The following is a 22,162-nucleotide window of genomic DNA, read 5'->3' as shown; positions in this document are numbered from 1 at the left end:
CAGACGAGCAGTGAATCATTCGACCGTAACGCTCTTGGCCAGGTTGCGCGGTTTATCCACGTCGTGACCGCGCAAAACTGCCGCGTGGTAAGCGACCAGTTGCAACGGTATCACACTGACAAGAGGCTGAAGTGCTTCGGGTACTGCGGGGATGTGAACCACTGAATCCGCATACCTCTCGATGTGTGTGTCACCCTCGGTTGCGACGGCAATCACTTTCCCGCCACGGGCGCGAACCTCTTCGATATTCGACACAACCTTGTCGTACTGGCTACCCTGCGGAGCGATAAAGACCACCGGCATGCCGTCGTCGATTAGTGCAATCGGGCCATGTTTCATCTCGGCGGCAGGCATCCCCTCGGCATGGATGTAGGAGATCTCCTTGAGTTTAAGCGCGCCTTCGAGAGCTACGGGATAGTTGTAGCCGCGACCAAGGAACAGCCAGTTGTCACGGTGGACATGACGCTCGACGCACTTTTTGATGTGGTCACTCTGCTCCAATACACGCGAGATATGTTCCGGGAGTTTTTCAAGATCAGCGAGATAGGTTTTGACCACCTCATCGGCCAGATATCGCCTCTTGCCAATATACAACGCCAGCAGCGTCAGAACGGCAACCTGTCCTACGAAAGCCTTGGTGGATGCGACGCCGATTTCCGGCCCGACGTGCAGGTACACGCCTGCATCTGTTTCGCGTGAGATCGTCGAGCCAACGACATTTACCGCGCCCAGTGCCAGCGCTCCGCGTTCCTTGGCTTCACGAAGGGCAGCCAATGTGTCGGCAGTTTCGCCGGACTGACTTACCGCAATCACAACGGAGCCGTCTTCGATGATCGGGTTGCGATAACGAAACTCGCTGGCATATTCCGCACGGGCGGGAACCTTTGCGAGGTCTTCAAACAAATACTCTCCGATCCGGGCAGCGTGATAGGCGGTGCCCTGACCGGTGAGGAGAAACCGCTTGGCGCGAACGAGATCGCGCGTGAACTTGTTCAACCCACCGAGCACCACACGCGATTCACGTCGGTCAATCCTGCCGCGCAGACAGTTGCGCATTGATTCCGGCTGCTCCATGATTTCCTTGAGCATGTAGTGCGGGTAAATGCCCAATTCGATCTGCTGGAGATCAAGCTCAAGCTCCTGAATCTGTCGGGTAACCCTTACATTGTCGATCGTTGTTGTCTTGAACTCGACTGACCAAGGCCCTCCACTGGGACTGTGTTTGTCCGTCGGGCCGGCGCAGAGTTTCGCTACCTGGTAATCATCGAGCGTAATGACCTGCGTCGTGTGTGAAACGATGGCTGAAGCATCGGAAGCCACGACATAGCTCTGCTCTGCGATGCCGATAATCAATGGTGAACCTTTGCGTGCGCAGATCAGCGTATGTGGTTCGTTATCAGTGATTACCGCTATCGCGTAAGCGCCTGTAATCTCCCGCAGTGCCGCTTGTGTCGCTTTTTCCAGATCACCTTCGTAAAGCTCAGCGATGAGTTTTGATATGACTTCGGTATCGGTCTGCGAGGTGAATACGTGCCCCTTCTCGGTGAGATACTTTTTCAGGGTTGCGTAGTTTTCGATGATGCCGTTGTGAACGACCGCGACCGTGTGATTTTGTTTAGTACGGCCGGTGTGGGGATGGGCGTTCGCCTCTGTTGGCGGGCCATGCGTCGCCCAGCGAGTGTGGGCGATGCCAAGGTGTCCCGCAAATGTCGATTCCCCGCCAGTGCGTTCGAGCAACTCTTCAAGGACACTGACCCGCCCTACCGCTTTACCAATCTGGATGCCGTCCCTGGTCATGATCGCCACACCTGACGAGTCATACCCGCGGTATTCCAGTCGCTTCAAACCTTCAATCAAAAGTGGACCGACATTCCGATTACCGACGTATGCCACAATGCCGCACATGTGATTGTCCCTCCGGCCTGTCTATCCGTCCCTGTTCCGAGTCGAGTTTACGTACCTCCTAGTTATCGACCAGATCGAATAGTGATTTGACCCCCAAAATTCCATGTGCTTTCGACTCCGGCGGAGTCAGCGCGGCCTCCAATCGGCTCGACGGGTACCGTATCCCACAAAATCGGCGGCAAGGGATCACTGCTCACATATCTCGACTCAGGTGATACCCGCTCCGGCGGCTGTGGGATGTGATGAATGAATGTCACTCCGTCGGCTCGTGTCGATGGCGATACCAGATTAATTTCCCAGAAGCCCTGACCGAACGGGAATTCACTGCCGACCTGACACGGTGCTCCAGCATTGAGGTCCATCACATGTCTCAGCAATGGCTCAAGCCGGTGCCAGAGCCAGGGACGATGAACGTGACCATGGACAAAAATTATGCGACTGGGACACTCCGCGAGAATGTTGAGCAATTCCTCCTCATCTTCCAGCCGGTGCCTGCTGGGAGATTCCGGCAGTCCCGGAGGCTTCCCCAGTGTGTAGTGACACAGGATGAGTAAACCATCCAGCGGATCGATTGCGGCGAATATCTCTCGCACCTTCCGCAACTGGCGCGTCCCGACACGCCCCCGTGAGTTAACCACGCGAGGAACGGCAGAATCAATGCAGAGCAGTTTCCATCGGTCGGTAAGCGGGCGCAGATCGGGAAAGGCCGCGGGAACAAGTCCGGGGAAAACGCGCTCCATCCGACGAGTCAACATCGCGGTGAACGTGTACCGATCGTGGTTACCGGGGATGCCGATGACTCGGTAGCGATCCCGTAATGGTTTCAAAAACGTCGCAACGTGTTCAAACTCGCGGCGTGATGCGATCGACGTAAGATCTCCGCTGAGCAGAATGAGATCCGGCTGTATCTGCTCAATCCGCTCGGTCACCGGTCCCATGAGACGAAGATCGAAAACCCGACGGCGTCGCAGCCAGACGTTTGTTTGTCCCGCGATCGCTTTCCCAGCCAAATCCCATGGAGCGTGCATGAGGCGGAACGCGTGGATGTCGCCGATGAGCACGATCCTCATGCGCGCATTGTAGGATCAGCGGCATGGCAGGAAAGAAAGTGATCAAAGTCGCACTCAATCCGATAGACTCAAATCATGGATGAACCCTCGCGAAACATTCTGTGTATCCTCGCGGGCGGCCAAAGCAGCCGGTTTGGCTCATCAAAACTCCGCATTCACATCGACGGGGAACCGATTCTGGCGTGGCAGGTTCGCAGGCTCATTGGTGCGGTGGGCAGGGTAATTCCCGGCAAGGCGGAAGCGTGGATCAGCCTTTCGCCGGATGAGCGTATTCTGCTTCCCGGCATCGCGTGTTTTGATCACCGCATCGTAGATCCTGTCAGGCATCTTGGACCTCTCAACGGAATGTATGCCGTTCTGAGCCGTGCCCGTCCGCAGGACATCGTCACCTTTGTCCCTGCGGACATGCCCCTGCTTGAACCACAGCACCTGCAAGGTTATGCCGCCTTGTTAGCGGAAGATAAGGATCGCACCGCGGTAATGGGCGAATGGACCAGCGGGCCATCGGATGGCTACGTCGAGCCGCTCCCTTCCATTTGGCGCGGCTGGCCGGGCAAACTTCTGATCGAAGCGGCTGTTCGTGCGGGACTCGGACCGCGTGCGCTATCCGACAGGCCGGGAGTGGTTTGTGCCAATCTGAATCATGAAACCCACGCTAAGGCATGGACGAGCATCAACCGTCGCGAAGACATGCTGATCGTCGAACGTGAACTGGGCCTAACGGTAGAGCCGGATGCTCCCGCAGCGTGAGGTGATGGAACACCTTACCTACAAGGTTCTATTACAGAACACCTTTGGTGCTGGGAATGTCAGTACCCGTCACCGCGACCGCCTGACGCAAGGCACGTCCCAACGCCTTAAAGATCGCTTCCGCGACATGGTGGAGATTGCTGCCGTATGGGACTTCGACATGGCAATTGAACTTGCCGCTGTTGGACAAAGCAGTGAGGAACTCACGCACAAGCTGCACATCAAACGTGCCGATTTTTCCACTGCCGGTCAATCCATCGAAAACCAACGCGGCGCGGCCTGACAGATCGATGGTGACGCGAGCCAGCGTTTCGTCCATAGGTACGCTGGCGAATCCGTAGCGTTCAATGCCTTTCTTATCTCCCAGAGCTTGATCCAATGCCTGTCCCAGTGCGATGCCGACATCTTCCACCGTGTGATGGTCGTCGATGTGGTAATCCCCTTTGGCTGTGATTTTCAAACCCAATCGCCCGTGACGGGCGATGTGGTCAAGCATGTGGTCGAAGAAGCCCACACCCGTCTTGTTGGAATAATCTCCCGCGGACTTGGGATCGAGGTTAAGCGAGACTGAGATTTCCGTCTCTTTGGTCTTGCGTGAGATTTCGGCAGTACGGGGCATGAGATAATCGAAAGTTAAGGTTTCGAGGTCGAATACAAATCAAGACGCATTTACATTGAGTCCAACGCCTTCAGCAGAGCGTCATTCTCCGCGGGCGTACCGATGGTAACCCGCAATTTGTCTTGCAAACGGTCCTGGTCAAAATATCGCACTAAGATCGCTCTGCGCTTGAGGGATTCGTAGGTGTCACCAGCTCTGAGATGCGCTGGAGGGACGACAAGGATGAAATTCGACTCGCTTGGATAGACCCGATAACCACGCCGAGTCAGCTCCCCAGTCATCCGAGAGCGTTCCGAGATTACAGCCTGCCACGTTTTTTTCGCCGCAGCCTGCTCGCCTAAAGCTGCGACAGCAGCCGCCTGAGCTAACACATCGGTTGGATAGCTGTCTTTGACCTTGTTGATCGCAGCGACGAGCTTTGCGGAACCAAGTCCATAGCCGAATCGCAACCCCGCCAAGGAGTAACCCTTGCTCAGCGTACGCAGCAGCAGGACGTTATCCAAGCCGCGAGCCGGGTCGAGCAAAGGCAGCGCATCGCGTGTCGAAAAGTTTACATACGCTTCATCGACCAGCAGTACACCCTGAAACGTTCTGGCGATGGATTCGATTTTTTCAAGTGGCTCGAGATATCCCGATGGCGCGTGCGGGTTCACTACCATCGCCAATCGGCAACCTGCTGCATTAAGTCGATCTGCGAAATCCGCAGACAGTGACCAGTCATCGTTGAGCGGCACACGTGTCAACGGCGTGTCTTGAATCGCTGCAAGCACCTGATATAGCGAGTAACTCGGCTCTGCAACACCGACACCTCCACGTGAAGCAGCCGCGTTTCCCTGTCGTGAAGGCGATACCTCCGTGTCGCGGACGGAAGCGGGTACTCCTTCGCTTTCTCCTTTTGGAACACAGAACGCAGTCACCATGAGACGCAGTAGTTCATCGCCGCCGTTGGTAGCGACGACTTGCTCCTCGCTGACTCCGTGGAGCGATGCCGCTGCTTTACGGAAGCGATCCGCATTCGGCGGCGGATAGCGTCGCAGCGATTCCCCGGTGACAGATCGGATAGCCTCCAGCACAGCCGGCGCAGGAGGATAGGGGTTCTCGTTGGTGTTGAGCTTCACCACGTGAAGATCGGTCGGCTGCTCGCCGGGGGTGTACGCAGCCAAGCGGTGGATATTGGTACGTTCGTAAGGCATCGAGCCGAGTATGGTCGCATCCATGAGGCTGAGGGTCAAAACGTCAACACATGAGTACGTCTCATCAGTACGGGTAATGCTGCAGCGACCATCATTTGCTGATCGAAACTTATTCTCCATTAAAACCCTGAGATTTATGTCACCAAGACTCAACACCTCTGGTAAACTGCGCTTCTTATGAGAACTAAATTTCCGCGGTTTTCTCTCCTACTGCTCACGCTGATCTTTCCGCTCTTGAACGGAAATGTTTTTGCTGACACATCTAAGACCGAGGCGGCTGAGACACTTGATTCCGCCGTCTTTTTGCTCAAAGAAAGCATGATGGTCACACGCGACGGCCGACACAACGATTTACTCCGTGCATTGCGCCAACTGGCTGATCCCGAACTCGAACCATTCTTCAGTGAACTGAGTCAATCCGAACATCCCACGCTGAAAATCCACGGGTTACTCGGCCTCGCTGAATGCAGTGAAAATAAGGAACTCGACCTGGTCCGCGTATCAGACATTAAAAATCCGGCGCTTCAGGCTGAGGTCATCAGTGCTGCGATGGACAGCGAAATCCTGTCTGACGAGCAGGCGAAAAAACTCGTTGAGTGGCCCGGCCTCGATAACGGCGTGAAGGTCGTCGTCGCCCAACAACTCGTACAGAAAAAGCTGATCAGCAACACCGACTTTCTCCAGGAAGCAGCTAAGTCCGACAATATCGGCCGCAAAGGAATGGCGCTGCTGCTGCTCACGCAGTTGGGTGATACAAATGCTGCCAACGAGCTGATGAATATTGACAGCTCAACTGATTCTCGCCGTGATGCGGTACGCGAGATGCTTCTCCAGGCAGCCTTGCGGTATGAGTATGACCGCATCGCGCCTTGGGCGATGCGTGTAGCCAACGAACCCAATGTCGGCGCTAAGCTTGGGCTTATTGCCCTCCGAACCGCGATGCGATTCAAATCACCGGGTGCGGACGATCTATGGCGACGACAGTTTCAATCAACCGATAGCGCCGCTCAAAAAGTCCGACTCGCTGTCATTGCCCTGCAACTTTCCACGTGGATTGATGCCTCTGTATTCAACACGCTGACCACCAGTGATGATGTACTCATCAAACAGATGGGTTTGGTCGGACGTGCAATCGCAAGTAAGCAGTCGGTCGTCGAGCCGACTATTGCACTGATAAAACTGGGGCATTCATTAAGCAATATCTGGATCATTTCTCATCTGCGCCGGTTCGCCAGCAAGGAAGACGCTCTGGCAATTCTGCCCGCAATCGTGCAGGCTGCGGGGCCGGAGCCGGCACGCGGTCGAGCGGAGCGGCTGGATGAAGCCGTCATGGCGACACGCCTTCTCGTCGAGTTGGACACTCCAGCAGCGGTAAAAGCACTACGGCCAATCCTTGAAGATCCTCATACCGACTCCGTTCTGGCACAGGTCATTCTGGTGGGGTTGGTTCGCTCGGATAAAGGCACGCCGGCTGACGTCATCGCGGGGCTGCCGCCGTTTTCCGATCTCAACACCAACAATCTTGCTCTGGTGGTACTGGCTAAAGGCGGGGCCAAACTCACACCCGATCAATTACAAGGCCTCTCGCTGGTCGTGCGCGGCGGCGGGATCCGGCAGGATTCCGTACGGCTCCAGGCTGCATGGACGTACCTCAAGATCACTAAACAGACGCGAACCGCCTTGGCGTCAATTAAATCCTGAGCCAGTGAGCGGCATTTCCCAAGTCGTTTTACCGGGCTGGCCGAAAATGATCATGGAAGATCACGAATCGCATTGCCCGCGGAGTACTCACGGATGAGCTCGATTCCCCTTAGTCAGCCCGATATCACCAGCACCGAAATCGATGCAGTGGTTAATACTTTACGTTCAGGTCGGTTGAGCATCGGCCCACGGCAGGCTCGTTTTGAGGAACTGCTGGCTGACCGAACCAAACGCCGCCACGCTATCGCTGTCAGTTCGGGTACTGCGGGCCTCCACCTGGCGTTGCTGTCTCTGGGAATCGGACCCGGTGACGAAGTCATCACCACGCCGTTCTCCTTCGTTGCCTCTGCCAACTGCATCCTCTTCGTTGGCGCCAAGCCGGTATTTGTTGATATCGACCCGCGCAGCCTGAACATGGATCCCACCAAGGTTGAAGCAGCCATCACGCCTCAGACTAAGGCCATCATCGGGGTCGAAGTCTTCGGCAATCCAACACACATGGACCGACTGGCGCAGATTGCGGGCAAACACGAGATTCCGTTAATCGAAGACTGCTGCGAAGGACTTGGCGGGATGCACATGGGCCGTCCGATCGGATCATTCGGCCGTGTGGGAGTGTTTGGCTTTTACCCCAACAAGCAAATCACCACCGGTGAAGGTGGCATGATCGTCACTGATGATGACAAGATTGCCGACCTCTGCCGCAGCTACCGCAATCAGGGGCGAGGAGACATGCTTGGGCCGAGTAAATCTACAAGCGCTAATCCGCATGACACCCGCACGGGGTCATGGCTTGCCCATGAACGACTGGGTTACAACTATCGCCTGAGCGAGATCAACTGTGCACTGGGTATCGCACAGATGGAGCGTCTCGATCAGATGCTTGCTGCGCGTTGCCGTGTCGCGGGGCTTTATATGCAGCGGCTCATGGATTTTCCTGAGCTGATACTGCCGAATATGGGTATCGACCCTAATTGCGAGGGATCAAGCTGGTTTGTGTTTGTTGTGCGGCTGTTTGATTTGTACGGCCAGGTTGAGCGGGATCGCATTATCGACGGACTTCGACGTCACGACATCGGCGCAGCTAATTACTTCCCCTGCATCCACCTCCAACCGTTCTACCGTCAGCAGTTTGGTTTTACTCCCGGCATGTTCCCCATTGCTGAGTCGATCAGCCAGCGAACGATCGCATTGCCTTTTTACAACAACCTTGATGAAACGCAGATCGAACTAATCACACTGACTCTCAAGGTCATGCTGGACCGGGAAAAACTACTCAAACGGTGATTGCTTTCAAAAAATAAAGCAGCAACGTCGCATCACGTCAGACGTTAAACAGGAAGTGACATACATCACCATCGCGCATGACATAAGCCTTACCTTCCACCCGCAGCTTGCCCGCAGCTTTGATTGCTGCCTCACTCTTGTATTGTTCCAGATCACTGACGCTATAAATTTCCGCACGGATAAATCCCCGCTCAAAGTCGGTGTGAATCACACCCGCAGCCTGCGGAGCTGTCGCGCCGACGGGGATCGTCCACGCCCGAATCTCTTTTGGTCCTGCGGTGAAATAACTTTGAAGACCCAGCAGCTTGTATGCTTCGCGGGCCAGCGACGATAGAGCAGGCTCCGTCAATCCCACGCTTTCAAGCATTTCCTGACGGTCTTTGGCGTCCAACTCCGCCAGCTCACTTTCGAGTTTCGCACAAACGGGAACCACGTGGCCGCCCTCGGCTTTGGCGCGTTCACGAACCTTCATGACCAGGGGGCCTTCGCCATGCAGATCGGTCTCATCCACATTTGCAACATAGAGCACCGATTTACTCGTAATTAAGCCCAGGGATTTGAGCATTTTTGCCGCGTCATCATCTTTGCCTTTTTCGACAATGGTGCGGATTGGTTTTCCTTCGGAAAGAGTCGTGAAGCATCGTTCCAGAACGTCCGCTCGTAGCTTCGCCTCTTTATCACCCGACTTCGCAAGTCGTTTGGCTTTATCAAGAGAACCCTCAACACTCTGAAGGTCCGCGAGCATCAATTCGATATCAATCGTTTCGATATCACGGATCGGATCAACACTGCCTTCAACATGGGTGATATCACCCGCGGCGGTACCTGGAGCACCCTCAAAACAGCGGACCACGTGAAGGATTGCGTCCACATTACGAATATGCGAGAGGAACTTGTTTCCCAAGCCTTCACCCTTGCTTGCACCGCGGACGATACCTGCGATGTCAATGAGCCGCAGCGCAGCAGGAATCACCTTTTCGGTTGCCATCAAACTGTTAATCGTGGCCAGCCGTGCATCGGGTACCGGCACGACGCCGACATTCGGCTCGATCGTGGCAAAGGGATAGTTCGCAGCCAGCGCCCCTGCCGCGGTCAGCGCGTTAAAGAGCGTGGACTTACCGACGTTTGGGAGACCGACGATGCCTGCTTCCATGGTTCCACTTCAGAATTAGAGTTAAGGCGTGGGTGTGGGGGAAGCATGATATCGACGCGGCGGCCACCCTGCTCAAGACCCCACACTGATACCCCCAAATGCCGGAGAAATTCGAGGTTTTACGGTTCCAGAACATCTCGCTTACAGACGGTAAATCAGCTATAATTTACGACTCAAAACCCCCTGTTGAAAACCTTGAAATTCCGGCGGCAGGAGGCCGCATTCGCTATGGCTGAAAATACATCTGATAACGCTCCCGTGCCTCCAGCAGGTGATTCAAAAAATCCTTCCGCAGCGGTCAACGGCGACGATGCCCTGCCGCCTGTCGGTCGCATTGTGGATCTGGCTATCGATCAGGAACTCGCTGAGAGTTACCTCACTTATGCCATGAGCACGATCGTGGATCGTGCCCTACCCGACGCTCGCGACGGATTAAAGCCTTCACAGCGACGCATCCTCGTTGCGATGAACGATCTCAACCTTCGCCCCGGTCGCAAGCACATCAAGTGTGCCAAAATCTGTGGCGATACTTCGGGTAACTATCACCCACACGGTGAAGCTGTCATCTATCCCACGCTTGTCGGCATGGCGCAGCCATGGAAAATGCGCCACCCGCTTATTGACCCGCAAGGCAACTTCGGCTCAATCGATCCTGATCCGCCCGCCGCGATGCGTTACACCGAGGCACGCATGGCCGGTCCCGCGGCCGACATGCTCGACGACCTTGATCTCGACACCGTTGACTTCAAGGAAAACTATGACGGCCGGCTTCAGGAGCCAACCGTACTGCCGAGTAAGTTTCCTAACCTGCTGGTTAACGGCGGCATGGGCATTGCCGTCGGTATGGCTGCGAGTCTGCCTCCGCACAACCTTGGCGAAATCTGCGATGCCATCGTCGCCGTGATTGATAACCCCGAAATTCATCTTGCCGACTTGATCAAAATCGTACCCGGCCCGGATTTCCCCACCGGCGGCACGATACACGGTCGGCGCGGAATCATCGAGGCATACGACACCGGACGAGGCCGTGTCACCATCCGAGCCAAAATCCATCACGAAGAATCTCGAAACGGACGCAATCTCATCGTCGTCACACAGCTTCCCTACCAGGTAAGCAAAAACGATGCGGTTATCCAGAAGATCAAGGAGTGTGTCCGTGAAGATCGCATCACCGACATCGCCAACGTGGTGGATGAGTCATCCAATCGCAGTGGTATGCGGCTGGTCATCGAGCTGAAAAAGGGAGCGGATCCCATCGTCGTTGAAAACCAGCTTTATGAACTTACTCCGCTCCAAAGCAATTTCAGCATCATCAATATCGCACTGGTTCGCGGCCAGCCACGCACACTGGGACTCAAAGCCCTCATCCAGCTCTACATCGACCACCGCATTGAGATTATTCGGAGACGGACAGCCTATCGTCTGCGACAGGCGCAGCAGGAGGCACACCGCATCGAAGGGTTGATCTACGCGGTGTGTGATATCGACGCTGTCATTAAACTGATCCGCGAAAGTCGGACTCGCGATGAAGCCATTGAAAAACTGATGGCGCGAGGATTTCGTATTCCTCCCAATCATGCGTATGCCCCGCAGATCCCTGAGCGGTTCAAGGCACTTTCCGCCTCACAGGATGCACGGCTCTCGCGTGTGCAGGCGGAAGGTATCGGTCGCCTCCAGCTCATCCAACTCGTCGGGCTGGCGATCGAAACGCTGGTCGCTGACTATACGAAATTACTGGCCCAGATTGAGGAGTACGAATCCATCCTCGCCGATCCCGCCAAGGTGCTCGCGATCATTCGTCAGGAGGTCACCGATCTGCGTGCCAAATATGCCGACCCTCGCCGCACACAATTCGGCGAGGAGATCGAAGAGTTCGATATGGCTGCCCTCACGCCTGTCGAGCGTGTCGTCGTAACGATTACCCACCAGGGCTATGTGAAGCGACTGCCCGCCGACCAGTACCGCACGCAAGGACGCGGCGGTAAAGGGGTCATCGGTGCAGATGCGAAAGATGGAGACTTCACCGAACAAGTCTTCGTTGCTTCAACACACGACGATCTCCTCTGCTTCACCGACACCGGCAGAGTTTTCAAAATCAAGGTGTATGACATTCCGGAGGGTGCTCGGACCAGTCGCGGCCGCTCTATCGTCAACCTGCTGGAAATCAAGGAAGGCGAACAAGTCCGGAAATTCATGCCTATCGAGGATTTTGAGCGGGAGGAAAGCTTCCTGCTCTTTGCCACAGCCAACGGCACGGTCAAACGAACCGCCCTGAAGGATTACCGTAACGTCAATCGCAGCGGCATCATTGCCATCACCCTGCGCGAGGGCGACTCCATCGTCGGGGTCACGCACACCAGCGGACAGGACCACATTCTTCTGGGTACCAGACACGGGGTGGCGATTCGGTTTCATGAGGATGACGCACGAGCGATGGGCCGCAGTGCCAGCGGCGTAAGAGGTATTGATCTGGCGGAAAACGATGCCGTTGTCGGACTGGTGTGCTGCAATGCGCAGGATTCCCGTGATCTGCTTGCTGTCACAACCAAAGGCTTCGGTAAACGCACCCCTCTCCTGGAGTACCTCGTACAGCAGGAAGACGGCACAACCCGCGTCCAAAGTCGTGGAGGCAAGGGACGCAAAGGAATCGACCTTACCGACAAGAACGGCGAACTCGTCGCACTGCTGGCTGTCGAACCATCAGACGATCTCATGCTGATCAGTACGGGCGGCATGATCGTTCGTATCAACGCAAACACTGTGCGACAGACCGGACGCGCTGCACAAGGAGTCAAAGTCATCAATCTCGATGCTGGTGATTCCCTGACAGGCGTAGCGCGAATTACGGACGACGGCTCCGATTCGGAAGGCGAAGCTGCCGCGGCTGATCCCTCTCCCACGTCATGAAAAATTATAGATAGGACGAATTACTGAGCTGCATGTTATCCTGTTATCGCACTTAACCCACCGGGCAAAAGGGGTCGCATGCCGATTCAGCAATGGTCCGATCGTATATGGGTAGTCAAACTCTCCGACGAGCCGGCACTATCCGAAGACCTTTCAATGGCGATCACACAAAGCCGCGCCTCAGCCCGTATGCCCGATATTGTGCTCGATCTGTCGAGCGTCAAGCAGGTCAACAGTACCAATCTCTCGCAACTGCTTCGCTTGCGAAAATTGACCCTCGACCGTGATGCGCAACTTCGGATGGCTGCACCAAGCGATACGATCTGGGCTGTTTTCCTGACCACCGGTCTGGACAAAATTTTCGAATTTGCTCAGGACGTACCAACCGCACTGGCGAGCATTCAGATGCGCCATTAACGCAAACGTGATCTGGCTCACCCGCGGTACGCAGTAGGTCGTAACTTACTGATCAATCACCCTTTTTCGCAGGGGTGCGGAGTTGATTGACCAACTGTGAGGCCCGATCGAGCAGGTCACGCTGCGTCTGGGCAGCGATGAGGATGGGATCGTCGGCAGCGGCATCGGCGGGCATCAGTTGTGCGGCCAGTCCCGAACCACCGCTGATGGCGTTGATGGCCTCGTCAAATACCTCGTCACGCTGTTTGGTGATCCGTTCCTTCACTGTACCGATCGTCGCCCGGCCGGGCATCAATCGTTCCGATTGACTGGCGAGGATTTCGATCACATTCGCATAACCCGACGCAGCTACAGCGTGCTGAGCCTGGATATTGGCCAGCGTCGTGTATTTTGAAAGCAGGTCGAGTTGAAGTTGTTTCTGTTCTGTTCCAGATGCAGCTTTAGCCACCGGATCGATCAGCGCAATCGCCTGCTTCACCTGCTCTGCAGCAGCTCCAAACTTTGACTCTACATCTCGCACGTAAGATTCTTCGATCTTGCCTAGCTCTTTCTCCAAATCCTCGATTGTCTGCTTCTGCTGGCTGATCGCATCATCCTGAAGTTTACGGACTCCGCTCTGACGATTCTCCGCAGCCTGAATCTGCTCGCTATAAGCCTGACCGGTCTTCGTCCGCATATCCCGCTGCTTATTGGCGATCGCTAGCTCGGCTGAAACAAGCTCAAGCTGCACAGCAAGTGTGCGCCGCTTCGCTTCGGCAGCCGTACTTTCACGCTGCGCATTGGCGGACGCCTCGTAAAGTTTGAACTGCTCATCCCCCTTGGCGGTGAACCCCTGGTCGTAAAGCTCACGTGACTTTGCGAGTGATTGATCACTGGCGGCCTGAAGTTTGGCAATCTGATCTTTGAGTTTGTCAACCTGCGGCCCCAGCTCTGCCGCGGACTTGTCGAAATCCTGAAGGGTCCGGTCGTTCTCGCTTTTATCCTTTTCAAGCGAGGCCAGCAGTGGCGCGATATTGTCGCCTGAGAGTTCACCAGCGCGAGAGTTCGCCCGATCAACAGAGGTCAACATCGCAAGCAGCTTGCTCGAGTCGTTAGCGAGTTTGCTCCAATTCGCGATAGCGTGACGAGTGAAATAACGAGCCTTAGATGTATAAGTGTCGGCAAGCAGACGACAAGCGATATCACGATCCGATGGTGACGCGGTCGGATCATCTGTGATTTTCGTGAGATCGACTGCTGCTTCGTCGAGCTTGCCCTGACGATAGTCCTGATAGTTCGGCGTCTGAGCTATCGACGCCTGGGGGACAAAGCCCATATCCGCCATCTGGAGCTTGGCCAGCGCCGCATCAAATTTCTTACGGTCTTCCGCCCGTCGTACCGCATCCTGATCGGAGCAACCAATCAGCGGCAATGTAAACGTCGCGGTAACAAGCGCCAGAGGCGCGAGGGTAGTCAGCCATGTCGATCGCACGCGCTATCCCCTTTAAGTCGTGGTATGACGAGAGTTTTCCGTGAACAGTCGGAATCGAAAAGATACACGAAGCAAGGCTCCGAGGGAAGGCGCGGTTGTGGGAAAGCCAGCCATACTCCCTTGATGATTCCTGTATTTACCTGAAAAGCTGGATACCCATTCGTCCAAATCGAGAATTTCGTTATTTTTTCGGGGACGGAGTCGAACTACGCTGACCCGGAGTCGAAGATTTCGCAGCATCCGGCTGCGTTGCTGGAGTTCCCGCCTTCTTAAATTTGGGGGGAGTGTATTGAAACGGGTACTTACGCCGCGTACCCCCGAAGCTGTTAATCCAGTTGTAAACCGTACGGTAACGCGCATCGTCGCGGTTTCTAAATGCCGGCTTCCAACCGGGAACCTCTGGATGGCGATAGGCCGCTGCGTCCTGCGGTAACCCGTATTGAAGCAGATAAGAAGACTCTGGTTTGAAGAAATCCAGAACGTATCCGCGATCGTCATTCCAGCTATGGAGAATGTAGTAATTGGTGTACAGCGTAGCGGTGTCATCCATCCGCTTACGGAATAGAAACATTTCACCCGTCTTGTCACTGCCATGGCACGTTGGAGCGCCGCAATAGGTCATGACATAGGGCTTGTAAACGTCTTTGCGAAAGTCCTGAATCAGCTGTGGATCTTTTTCGATTTTGATTTTGTCATAAAGCGGCTTGGCATCAGCCTCGAATATGACGTGGAGCTGTTGCCAGCCCTTGAGATTGCGGAACTTGACCTGATCCTCACGCCCTCTGGGGACGCCATCCACATCGGAATAATCGCGAAGGAACTGATCAATCACTTCTCTGGGAATAGTCACTGGAGGTTTTTCACGGACCTCATCGACCTCCATGATTCGTATCCAGTTGACTTGATCGTCATTGAGGAGTTTTGAATCCTCTTCCTTTTGACCGCTGGGACGTGATGCTGATTTTCCTGCGGAGACAGTACCGGCAGCCGCGGCTGAACTGTTCGCGGCCAGCTTGAGCTGCTCATCGATGTAACGGTTGAGCAGGTTGATCTTGCGCTTCTGATCCTCATTGGGTGAATGCTTCGGAAGGTCAGCCAATTCTGATTTAGCCAACTCGTAGGCCTGCTGCTCCACCAGCCAGTCCGCCAGAGCAAGGCGATCAATCACGTTGTCGTCGGCAATTGCCTTGCGGCGCTGCTGGTATTGCTCAGCAACGCTGGCTTTGTACTCCACTCGGTCTATCTGGTCTCGTGGAATGGGGGTCTCGATACCGGCAATCATAATTGTCACACCGCCAGCGTCGTCCTTGATGACCTCACCTTCGAGCGGGTTGCCGTCCTTACGGTAAACGACAGCGCGTCGCGCAAAGAGCTCTCCAGCAAGCGAAATTAAAAGAAGCGTAGCCAGTAAAAAAATCCGGGCCCGGCGTGCAGTCGGCATAGTCGTGGCTCCGTTAGTTATCGCCGCACTCCATCTCTGCCCCTCCGCGGCATTTCCTCAGTATATGAAGCACAGCCGAGGATGGAAACTTCGATGATCGGCAAGACCACGAATTTAACAAAGATATTTCTCAGTCATTCACAAAGCGGTGAAACATGTTCGGCGACAGATGTTTTCGTCCGAACTGATATTCACCGTCATGTCGAGTCATGTGCTTACTGCCGATTGTGAAGCGATCTGACGAATCGTGTCGGGTGACAGTGCCCCATCGTAAAGCCTTGCGTCACGGATGCAGCCATGGAATGAATCGGTCTGCCCCATACCGATCCTCAGGGGACACTCGTTCGTCAGATCAAACTCATTTGATGAAAATACGGAAGATTTCGCAGCAAGTTTGCCGTCAAGATAAACCTCTAACCGCTGATCTCGACGGACGGCTGTCAGATGTTTCCAACCTGGACCAATATCTTTTCCATAGGATGCGCACCGACCTGCCTCCATGCTGAATACACGACCGCGAACATCGCAAGGAGCATCGAGTGCTGAACTGGTGCAACTGGCGACCCCCGCAAAAAGTTTGCCGTCATGTACGGTCAAGCACGTTACTCGAGTCCACTCGTTGAGTTCCGCACGACTGGGGCCGGCGTCAGTCAAGGCGCGGGGAGGCGGCGATGGAATCCATCCCTCAGGCGAGTACAACCTGACAAGCGAGGTCCACTCCGCCTTGCCGTCGTATCGACAAACCTCGGCACGCGGGATGGAACCGCCGTATAGCATTCCGTTGTAAACCACCAGCGCGCAAACTTCCGTACCGTCGATACCGACACGACCTATTTCCTCCCACTTTTCTCCGCCGTGATGCACAGCCACTTTGCCATCGGGCCATGTACCTGCACAGAGTCTTCCCTGATGAACATGCAGCGCGTGTGTTTGAAATATTTCATGGGCACCACCCGCGGGGAATCCGACAAATTCCCATTTGTCGGAATCAAATGCGTACACGCCGGGATAGCCAACATAAAGTCGGCCGTTGAATCGAGTCATCGCATGCGGATAACAACGACGCGGGCCTTCATGGCTGAAGTTGATGCTGGCGCGCCAGGCGCCATCACGATCGCGCACATACACGCCAGGCTTTAACGGCCCCCCACCTACGTAAATTTGTCCAACAAAGCTGACGGCACAGGTATTGGTAAGGTTGCTGCCGGCCTCGCCGCAGTCAGTCCAGCGTTCACCGCCCTCGTAGCGATACAGCCGTCCAGGGGTGTAGTCACCTGAACGAACACGAGTCCAATCATATGTCCACGTGACAGCGTAAAGAGAGCCTTCGTGAACGAGTAACGGGCCAACCCCCGTGGCCTTGCCTGAACCGACTTGCCCACAGTCAATCCAGTTCTGACCTCCCGCATATCGATAAACACGACGACGATGAGCGTCGTCCGTCGCATCAGTCGTGGCGGCATAGAGATCGCCATCAAAAACCGTGAGCGAGTTGCTTATGTAATTACTGGACGGGTTCGGCCTGCCGCAATCGCGCCATTCACCTGACTTCGCATCATCAATTCCAAAGTGAACCTGACGATCACTGCCGGGACCTTGGTAACCGCCTGAGCTGGCTCCGATTGAAAACGTCAACCCTCGTCGCCGCGCTGGATCAAACTTATCAAACACATCACCCACGATGTCATCTGGGTGTTCGTGGGTCCAAACCCATGCAGCCAAGGTGAAATCTCGCTTCCCAAGATTCAGCTGGTTGACATGAGATATTTCGATATGCGCTCCGCGTCCGTCAAACACGCTGGAATCAAGCTGAACTCCACGGTTAATTCCATGCAAGCTGTTCCCCGAATGATCACGGCAATCGCCTTTCAGGGGCCAGTGTCCAAGCAATGTGCTGCCATCTTGAGAATGATTCATCGAAAATGCCTTAGCAATCTGTTTTCAATACATTTCGAAACCGTTGCGGCCATCGTACTGATTTCTCTCCTTTGTTTTCAGCAGGTTTTCCCGTATCGCATATTGATTGACGAGTTTTTGCGTCAACGGGTGAAAAAAACTTTTATCGAATCTCGCTACTGGAATTGAGCACCCCTCATCGCCTGCACAGAGCTTGATGCTGCGAGGAATCGTCCCACTGATTTCACGCCACACGCCAGATACGGTCCTCGACTCTAGTTGGCACAATAGCACAACAAAAGTCACCGCCGGGTCGTGAACCGCTCGGACGCAGCGTCACCACCGCCCTGGTTATCCCAAGACAGACTGACAGCATGGCGGCATTCGGCTACAGGTGGTTTTTCCTTACGGACACAGCGATTCACATCGGCTTGTCTTGAATCGTCTGGTCGTACACCGTGAGCAGTTTCTCTTTATCGAAAATCATTTCCGATCGGGTGAGGCCGACGATGTCATAGACAGGAGTCAGCTCGATCGCATCGACCGGGCAAGCCATCTCACACATGCCGCAGTAGATACATCGCAGTTCATCAAGGTCAAACTTAACCGGATACTTTTCCCGATCATCCCAGGGAGATTCCGCACCCTCGATATGGATGCAGTGCGCGGGGCAGGCGGTCTGGCACATGAAGCAGGCGACACACTTGACTCGGCCATCCTCATCCCGGTTAAGCCGATGGACTCCTCGATAATTTCCACGATAGAGACCGCCTTCTTCGACAGAGATGTTCTCCCGCCGCTCCTCGGGGTATTCCATCACTTTGTTGCGCTTGCCACGACCAATCGAACCCATCATGTGTTTGAGCGTGGTACCCAGGCCAGCGATCACTTCGGGAAGGAAGGATGACTCCGACGCCCTAATGGGGGCGGGGTTGAGGACAATAATATCTTCGTTGCGGATAGGCATAGCGAGGTTCCGAATTTCATCAAGCATCTTCAGGATACACATGAAAACGTCAAGTGTAACTGCTTCCGCAAAACAACGAATTGGATGAGAGTAACAAAGACAGAGAATGGCTGAGGTTGGGGTACTGAAAGGTTGCACGTACGGTTCGATTTGCAACCATGACGATTTTAGGTGACAATACTCCGTTCGAATAAGCCCTGAAACCCTACGAGACTGTTCGCAATGCCCAACACACTTTCTGCCAAGAAACGAGTTCGCCAGAACGCCAAACGCCAAGCTATCAATCGTTGGCGCACCAACCGCATCAAAACCGCGATCAAGTCCTTCCGCGCCACGGTCCAGCATGGCGACGTAAGCAAGGCCGACGCCGAACTCAAGGCCATTTACAAATTGCTTGATCAGATCGCGTCCACTGGCACGTTGCACAAGAATACCGCTTCGCGTTACAAGAGCAGGCTCACTACGCGATTCAATGCTCTGAAAAAAGTAAAGGCCGCATAAAGCGACTAAAACTCACTGATCGATTTGGAAACCCGCTGATCCAGGCGGGTTTTTTATTCGATGAGTAATCCCCTGACTTCGAAAGTAACTGAAAAACAGCAGCCTCATAGACTGAAATCAACCGACATCTCAATCCGTCATATCTCAAGTCAATTTCCCACAAAAAATACATCAATCGCTGTAATGATTCCGTTGACGGTTAACTAAATATTTTTCGCTAATGCTAGGTTGTTAATTACTTTATTAACCAGCGGACTCGCCGCAGGGTGGTTATTTATTTTTTTGTCTTAGTTTTTTGGTATCTCGCTCTGCTCAAACCCCTGATATGTCGATATTATTCGGTGGTCTCTTTGTTCCACGTCACAGCGTCAAGTCGGACTTCGGACATGTCACGCTTTCGACGAAACATCGCATTCACACTCGTTGAACTTCTCGTGGTGATTTCAATTATCGCACTGCTGGTGGCGTTGCTGCTTCCAGCACTTGCTGCTGCACGGGACAATGCCCGATTCGTGATCTGCAGAAGTAATCAACGGCAGGTCTATACCCTCGCGGGTTCTTTTCGTGCGGATGAGAACGCATTACTCCCGGCATGGTGGTACAACCATCGACCTACCGGCCCGACTCCCGGTGAATATGTAGATGTTGGGAATCCCTGGTTCGGTTGGAACTATGAGCATTGGGGTCACATGCTGATTGATAAAAATTATCTTAGCAGCGGCTTCCGCCTCAATACGACCGGGCTACCCAATATCTACACCTCGCTGGAGAAACACTCCCGTTCTTCAATTCTTCGCTGTCCTGAAGGCTACGCACCGCAAAACAGTACGGAAGCAAATCGGCCCGCAAATCTGGATCCTGCCACTCGCCGCCGACTGTTGTGGCTCTGGCAAGACACTACTCCTAATGCTGCAGGAACCAACGTCACTTATCCGCCGGTGTATTACTTGAGCAACTATCACATCAACATGAACGCTGGCTCTTTCGTGTGGTATCACAATGCCAGCGTTAATCAGGGTTTTTACCCCCGTCGAGAGTGGACGCGAAAATCAAACGAATCCAAAATTTTTTATATCGGTGAAAATGTAAACTTCGGTATGAACGAGAACCATACCGACACCGCCTGGAAGCATGGCGGCGTATGGGGCACCTCAGGCTTAACCTACAACCCGGCTGCACCACACAGCTCCCTCACACGTGCCAACATCATTTACGCCGATGGCCATGGATCAGTAATGAAAGATAATTACAACGATCCGCCGGTCGCACCCGAGAAATTTCCGTTTGTCTGGTATTGATATCTACAACCCTACGAGATCGTACAGCTACCCATTTTGTTTGGCGTCTATCCTCTGGACTGAAGAGGCCATGGCTCCAGTGGTTGTTATTGGGTTATCGCAGCAATGATCGCATTGAGATCGTCGGGCACCGGAATGGGGCGGCAGGCCATTTTTCCTTTGGGGTCATGACGTGGAGCTGTTTCCTGCACGCTTTTTACATCGATGCCTGTGTGATATTTGACGGTGGCGTCGGGATCCTTCAGAACGTGTCCTGTGAGAATGCAGACGACGCGATCAGTCTTGCCGATGATTCCTTCCTCAATCAGCAGGTGCGCACCAGCGACTGAGGCTGCACTGGCGGGTTCACAGCCGAATCCAAACCGCCCCACCATCGCTTTGTGTTCCAAAATTGTTTCATCATCAACCTGGCGCACAACACCGTTCATCTCATCCAGTGCCCGCAACGCCTTGGGCAGATTCACCGGTCGGCCAATTTCAATGGCACTGGCGATCGTGTGCGCGTGCATGTCCGAGGAGTCCATTCGGGCATAAAAATCTCGGACCATCTGTTGGTCGTACCGTCCGCCGTTCCATCGAAGTCCGCGATTGGTGTAAAGCTCGTAAAGAGTATTGGCACCAGCCGCGTTAATAACCGCTAACCGCGGAATGCGTTTTACCAACCCGAGTTTCTTGAGTTCAGAAAACGCTTTCCCGAACGCGGAACAATTTCCCAAATTACCGCCGGGAACGACGATCCAATCCGGCACTTCCCAGTTCAACGCTTCGAGGACGCGGTACATGATGCTTTTTTGTCCTTCGAGACGGAACGGATTTACGCTGTTCATCAGGTAGATGCCCAGGTCTGTTCGTTCGACAGTGATTTGTCGGACGCGACGGAGACATGCGTCGAAGTCGCCCTGGATCTGAAGAGTCCGCGCACCATATTCCAAAGCCTGCGACAGTTTGCCGTAGGCAATTTTTCCCGAGCCGATAAAGACGATGCCGGTCATTTTCGAAAGCGAAGCAAACATGGCAAGACTGGCCGAGGTGTTGCCAGTGGATGCACAGGCAACTCGAGTGGCACCGACCATGCGGGCATGAGTAAAGGCAGCCGTCATGCCATTGTCTTTGAATGACCCCGAAGGATTAAGCCCCTCATATTGGAGGAAGACCTTACCTCCACGAGCGTAATCCAGCCCAATATGCGGTGCCAAGAGTACCGCATCCTGGAGATTTGTCCGTCCCTCTCCGACGGTCACGATGTCCTGTTCATGGCGAAAAAACGGCATGAGTTCACGAAAACGCCACACGCCGGAGAAATCGAGCGCGCCTTCGCCGCTCTCACCTTTGGTGGACCAGCGATGTTCGAAAAACCCGAAATTCCTGGGTCGGGAGAGATGCTCCCAGTCATACTGAATATCAAGGAGCGACTGCTTACCCGACTTGGAGCAGACAGGGCATGAGACGTGGATCTCATCCACACCAAAAGTCGCACGGCAGTCGGGATCAATGCACTGTTGGAAGGCTAATGGCATGCTGTATCCAGCGTCAAGGAAAGTGCGGCATTGTAGCGATGAGATACGGCACGGATGGGGTATCGTTGC

The 22,162-nt window shown here is 54.3% G+C and carries 17 protein-coding genes; 7 read left to right on the top strand and 10 right to left on the bottom strand.

Features of this window, described 5'->3' with window-relative positions:
• Positions 1-15: 15 nt before the first annotated feature.
• Positions 16-1,905 (bottom strand): glutamine--fructose-6-phosphate transaminase (isomerizing), encoded by a 1,890-nt coding sequence (gene glmS / locus IT444_07155; protein MCC7192546.1) that lies wholly within the window; start codon positions 1,903-1,905, stop codon positions 16-18.
• Between the two features lie 62 nt (positions 1,906-1,967).
• On the bottom strand, positions 1,968-2,975 hold the full coding sequence (locus IT444_07150; protein ID MCC7192545.1) for a metallophosphoesterase: 1,008 nt from the start codon (positions 2,973-2,975) through the stop codon (positions 1,968-1,970).
• Between the two features lie 75 nt (positions 2,976-3,050).
• On the opposite strand from IT444_07150, the gene IT444_07145 reads away from it, so the two are divergent.
• The gene (locus IT444_07145) at positions 3,051-3,725 is read left to right on the top strand and encodes an NTP transferase domain-containing protein (GenBank protein MCC7192544.1); all 675 of its coding nucleotides are present in this window, start codon (positions 3,051-3,053) and stop codon (positions 3,723-3,725) included.
• A 31-nt stretch (positions 3,726-3,756) separates the two neighbouring features.
• Here the strand turns inward: IT444_07145 and hisB are convergent, their stop codons facing one another.
• Positions 3,757-4,344 carry an imidazoleglycerol-phosphate dehydratase HisB gene (gene hisB, locus IT444_07140; GenBank protein MCC7192543.1) on the bottom strand — a complete coding sequence of 196 codons (588 nt, stop codon included), beginning with the start codon at positions 4,342-4,344 and terminating at the stop codon, positions 3,757-3,759.
• A 50-nt stretch (positions 4,345-4,394) separates the two neighbouring features.
• Complete coding sequence (locus tag IT444_07135) at positions 4,395-5,561, bottom strand: aminotransferase class I/II-fold pyridoxal phosphate-dependent enzyme (GenBank protein ID MCC7192542.1); 1,167 nt, start codon at positions 5,559-5,561, stop codon at positions 4,395-4,397.
• 153 nt (positions 5,562-5,714) lie between these two features.
• Here IT444_07135 and IT444_07130 point away from each other — a divergent pair, with 153 nt between their 5' ends.
• Both IT444_07130 and IT444_07125 read left to right on the top strand, forming a co-directional pair.
• The gene (locus IT444_07130; protein MCC7192541.1) at positions 5,715-7,238 is read left to right on the top strand and encodes a hypothetical protein; all 1,524 of its coding nucleotides are present in this window, start codon (positions 5,715-5,717) and stop codon (positions 7,236-7,238) included.
• A gap of 93 nt (positions 7,239-7,331) precedes the next feature.
• Entirely contained in the window at positions 7,332-8,525 is a 1,194-nt protein-coding gene (locus tag IT444_07125; protein MCC7192540.1) for a DegT/DnrJ/EryC1/StrS family aminotransferase, read from the top strand.
• A gap of 37 nt (positions 8,526-8,562) precedes the next feature.
• Here IT444_07125 and ychF read toward each other — a convergent pair whose 3' ends face one another.
• Positions 8,563-9,678 carry a redox-regulated ATPase YchF gene (gene ychF, locus IT444_07120; GenBank protein ID MCC7192539.1) on the bottom strand — a complete coding sequence of 372 codons (1,116 nt, stop codon included), beginning with the start codon at positions 9,676-9,678 and terminating at the stop codon, positions 8,563-8,565.
• A 228-nt stretch (positions 9,679-9,906) separates the two neighbouring features.
• On the opposite strand from ychF, the gene gyrA reads away from it, so the two are divergent.
• On the top strand, positions 9,907-12,585 hold the full coding sequence (gene gyrA / locus IT444_07115; protein MCC7192538.1) for a DNA gyrase subunit A: 2,679 nt from the start codon (positions 9,907-9,909) through the stop codon (positions 12,583-12,585).
• Positions 12,586-12,663: 78 nt separating this feature from the next.
• Positions 12,664-13,002, top strand: coding sequence for an STAS domain-containing protein (locus tag IT444_07110; protein MCC7192537.1), 339 nt, complete (start codon positions 12,664-12,666; stop codon positions 13,000-13,002).
• A 52-nt stretch (positions 13,003-13,054) separates the two neighbouring features.
• Here the strand turns inward: IT444_07110 and IT444_07105 are convergent, their stop codons facing one another.
• The 4 genes from IT444_07105 to IT444_07090 all read right to left on the bottom strand — a co-directional run bounded on the left by IT444_07105 (position 13,055) and on the right by IT444_07090 (position 18,777).
• A complete protein-coding gene (locus IT444_07105; protein ID MCC7192536.1) occupies positions 13,055-14,473 on the bottom strand; it encodes a hypothetical protein in 1,419 nt (472 codons plus the stop codon).
• A 181-nt stretch (positions 14,474-14,654) separates the two neighbouring features.
• On the bottom strand, positions 14,655-15,914 hold the full coding sequence (locus IT444_07100) for a hypothetical protein (GenBank protein MCC7192535.1): 1,260 nt from the start codon (positions 15,912-15,914) through the stop codon (positions 14,655-14,657).
• A 207-nt stretch (positions 15,915-16,121) separates the two neighbouring features.
• A complete protein-coding gene (locus IT444_07095; protein ID MCC7192534.1) occupies positions 16,122-17,636 on the bottom strand; it encodes a hypothetical protein in 1,515 nt (504 codons plus the stop codon).
• A 595-nt stretch (positions 17,637-18,231) separates the two neighbouring features.
• Positions 18,232-18,777 (bottom strand): NADH-quinone oxidoreductase subunit I, encoded by a 546-nt coding sequence (locus tag IT444_07090; GenBank protein ID MCC7192533.1) that lies wholly within the window; start codon positions 18,775-18,777, stop codon positions 18,232-18,234.
• A gap of 222 nt (positions 18,778-18,999) precedes the next feature.
• Between IT444_07090 and rpsT the strand changes: the two genes are divergently transcribed.
• Both rpsT and IT444_07080 read left to right on the top strand, forming a co-directional pair.
• Complete coding sequence (gene rpsT / locus IT444_07085; GenBank protein ID MCC7192532.1) at positions 19,000-19,278, top strand: 30S ribosomal protein S20; 279 nt, start codon at positions 19,000-19,002, stop codon at positions 19,276-19,278.
• A 386-nt stretch (positions 19,279-19,664) separates the two neighbouring features.
• Complete coding sequence (locus IT444_07080; GenBank protein MCC7192531.1) at positions 19,665-20,576, top strand: type II secretion system protein; 912 nt, start codon at positions 19,665-19,667, stop codon at positions 20,574-20,576.
• Positions 20,577-20,662: 86 nt separating this feature from the next.
• On the opposite strand, the gene thrC is transcribed toward IT444_07080, so the two are convergent.
• Positions 20,663-22,093: a threonine synthase gene (gene thrC / locus IT444_07075; protein ID MCC7192530.1), complete on the bottom strand. Its 1,431-nt coding sequence runs from the start codon at positions 22,091-22,093 to the stop codon at positions 20,663-20,665.
• Positions 22,094-22,162: the final 69 nt, after the last annotated feature.

Source organism: Phycisphaeraceae bacterium, from assembly GCA_020851465.1.
GTDB lineage: Bacteria > Planctomycetota > Phycisphaerae > Phycisphaerales > Phycisphaeraceae > JADZCR01.
Note: the sequence above shows the minus strand (reverse complement) of the source record. Positions and strands in the feature narration are given on the sequence as shown.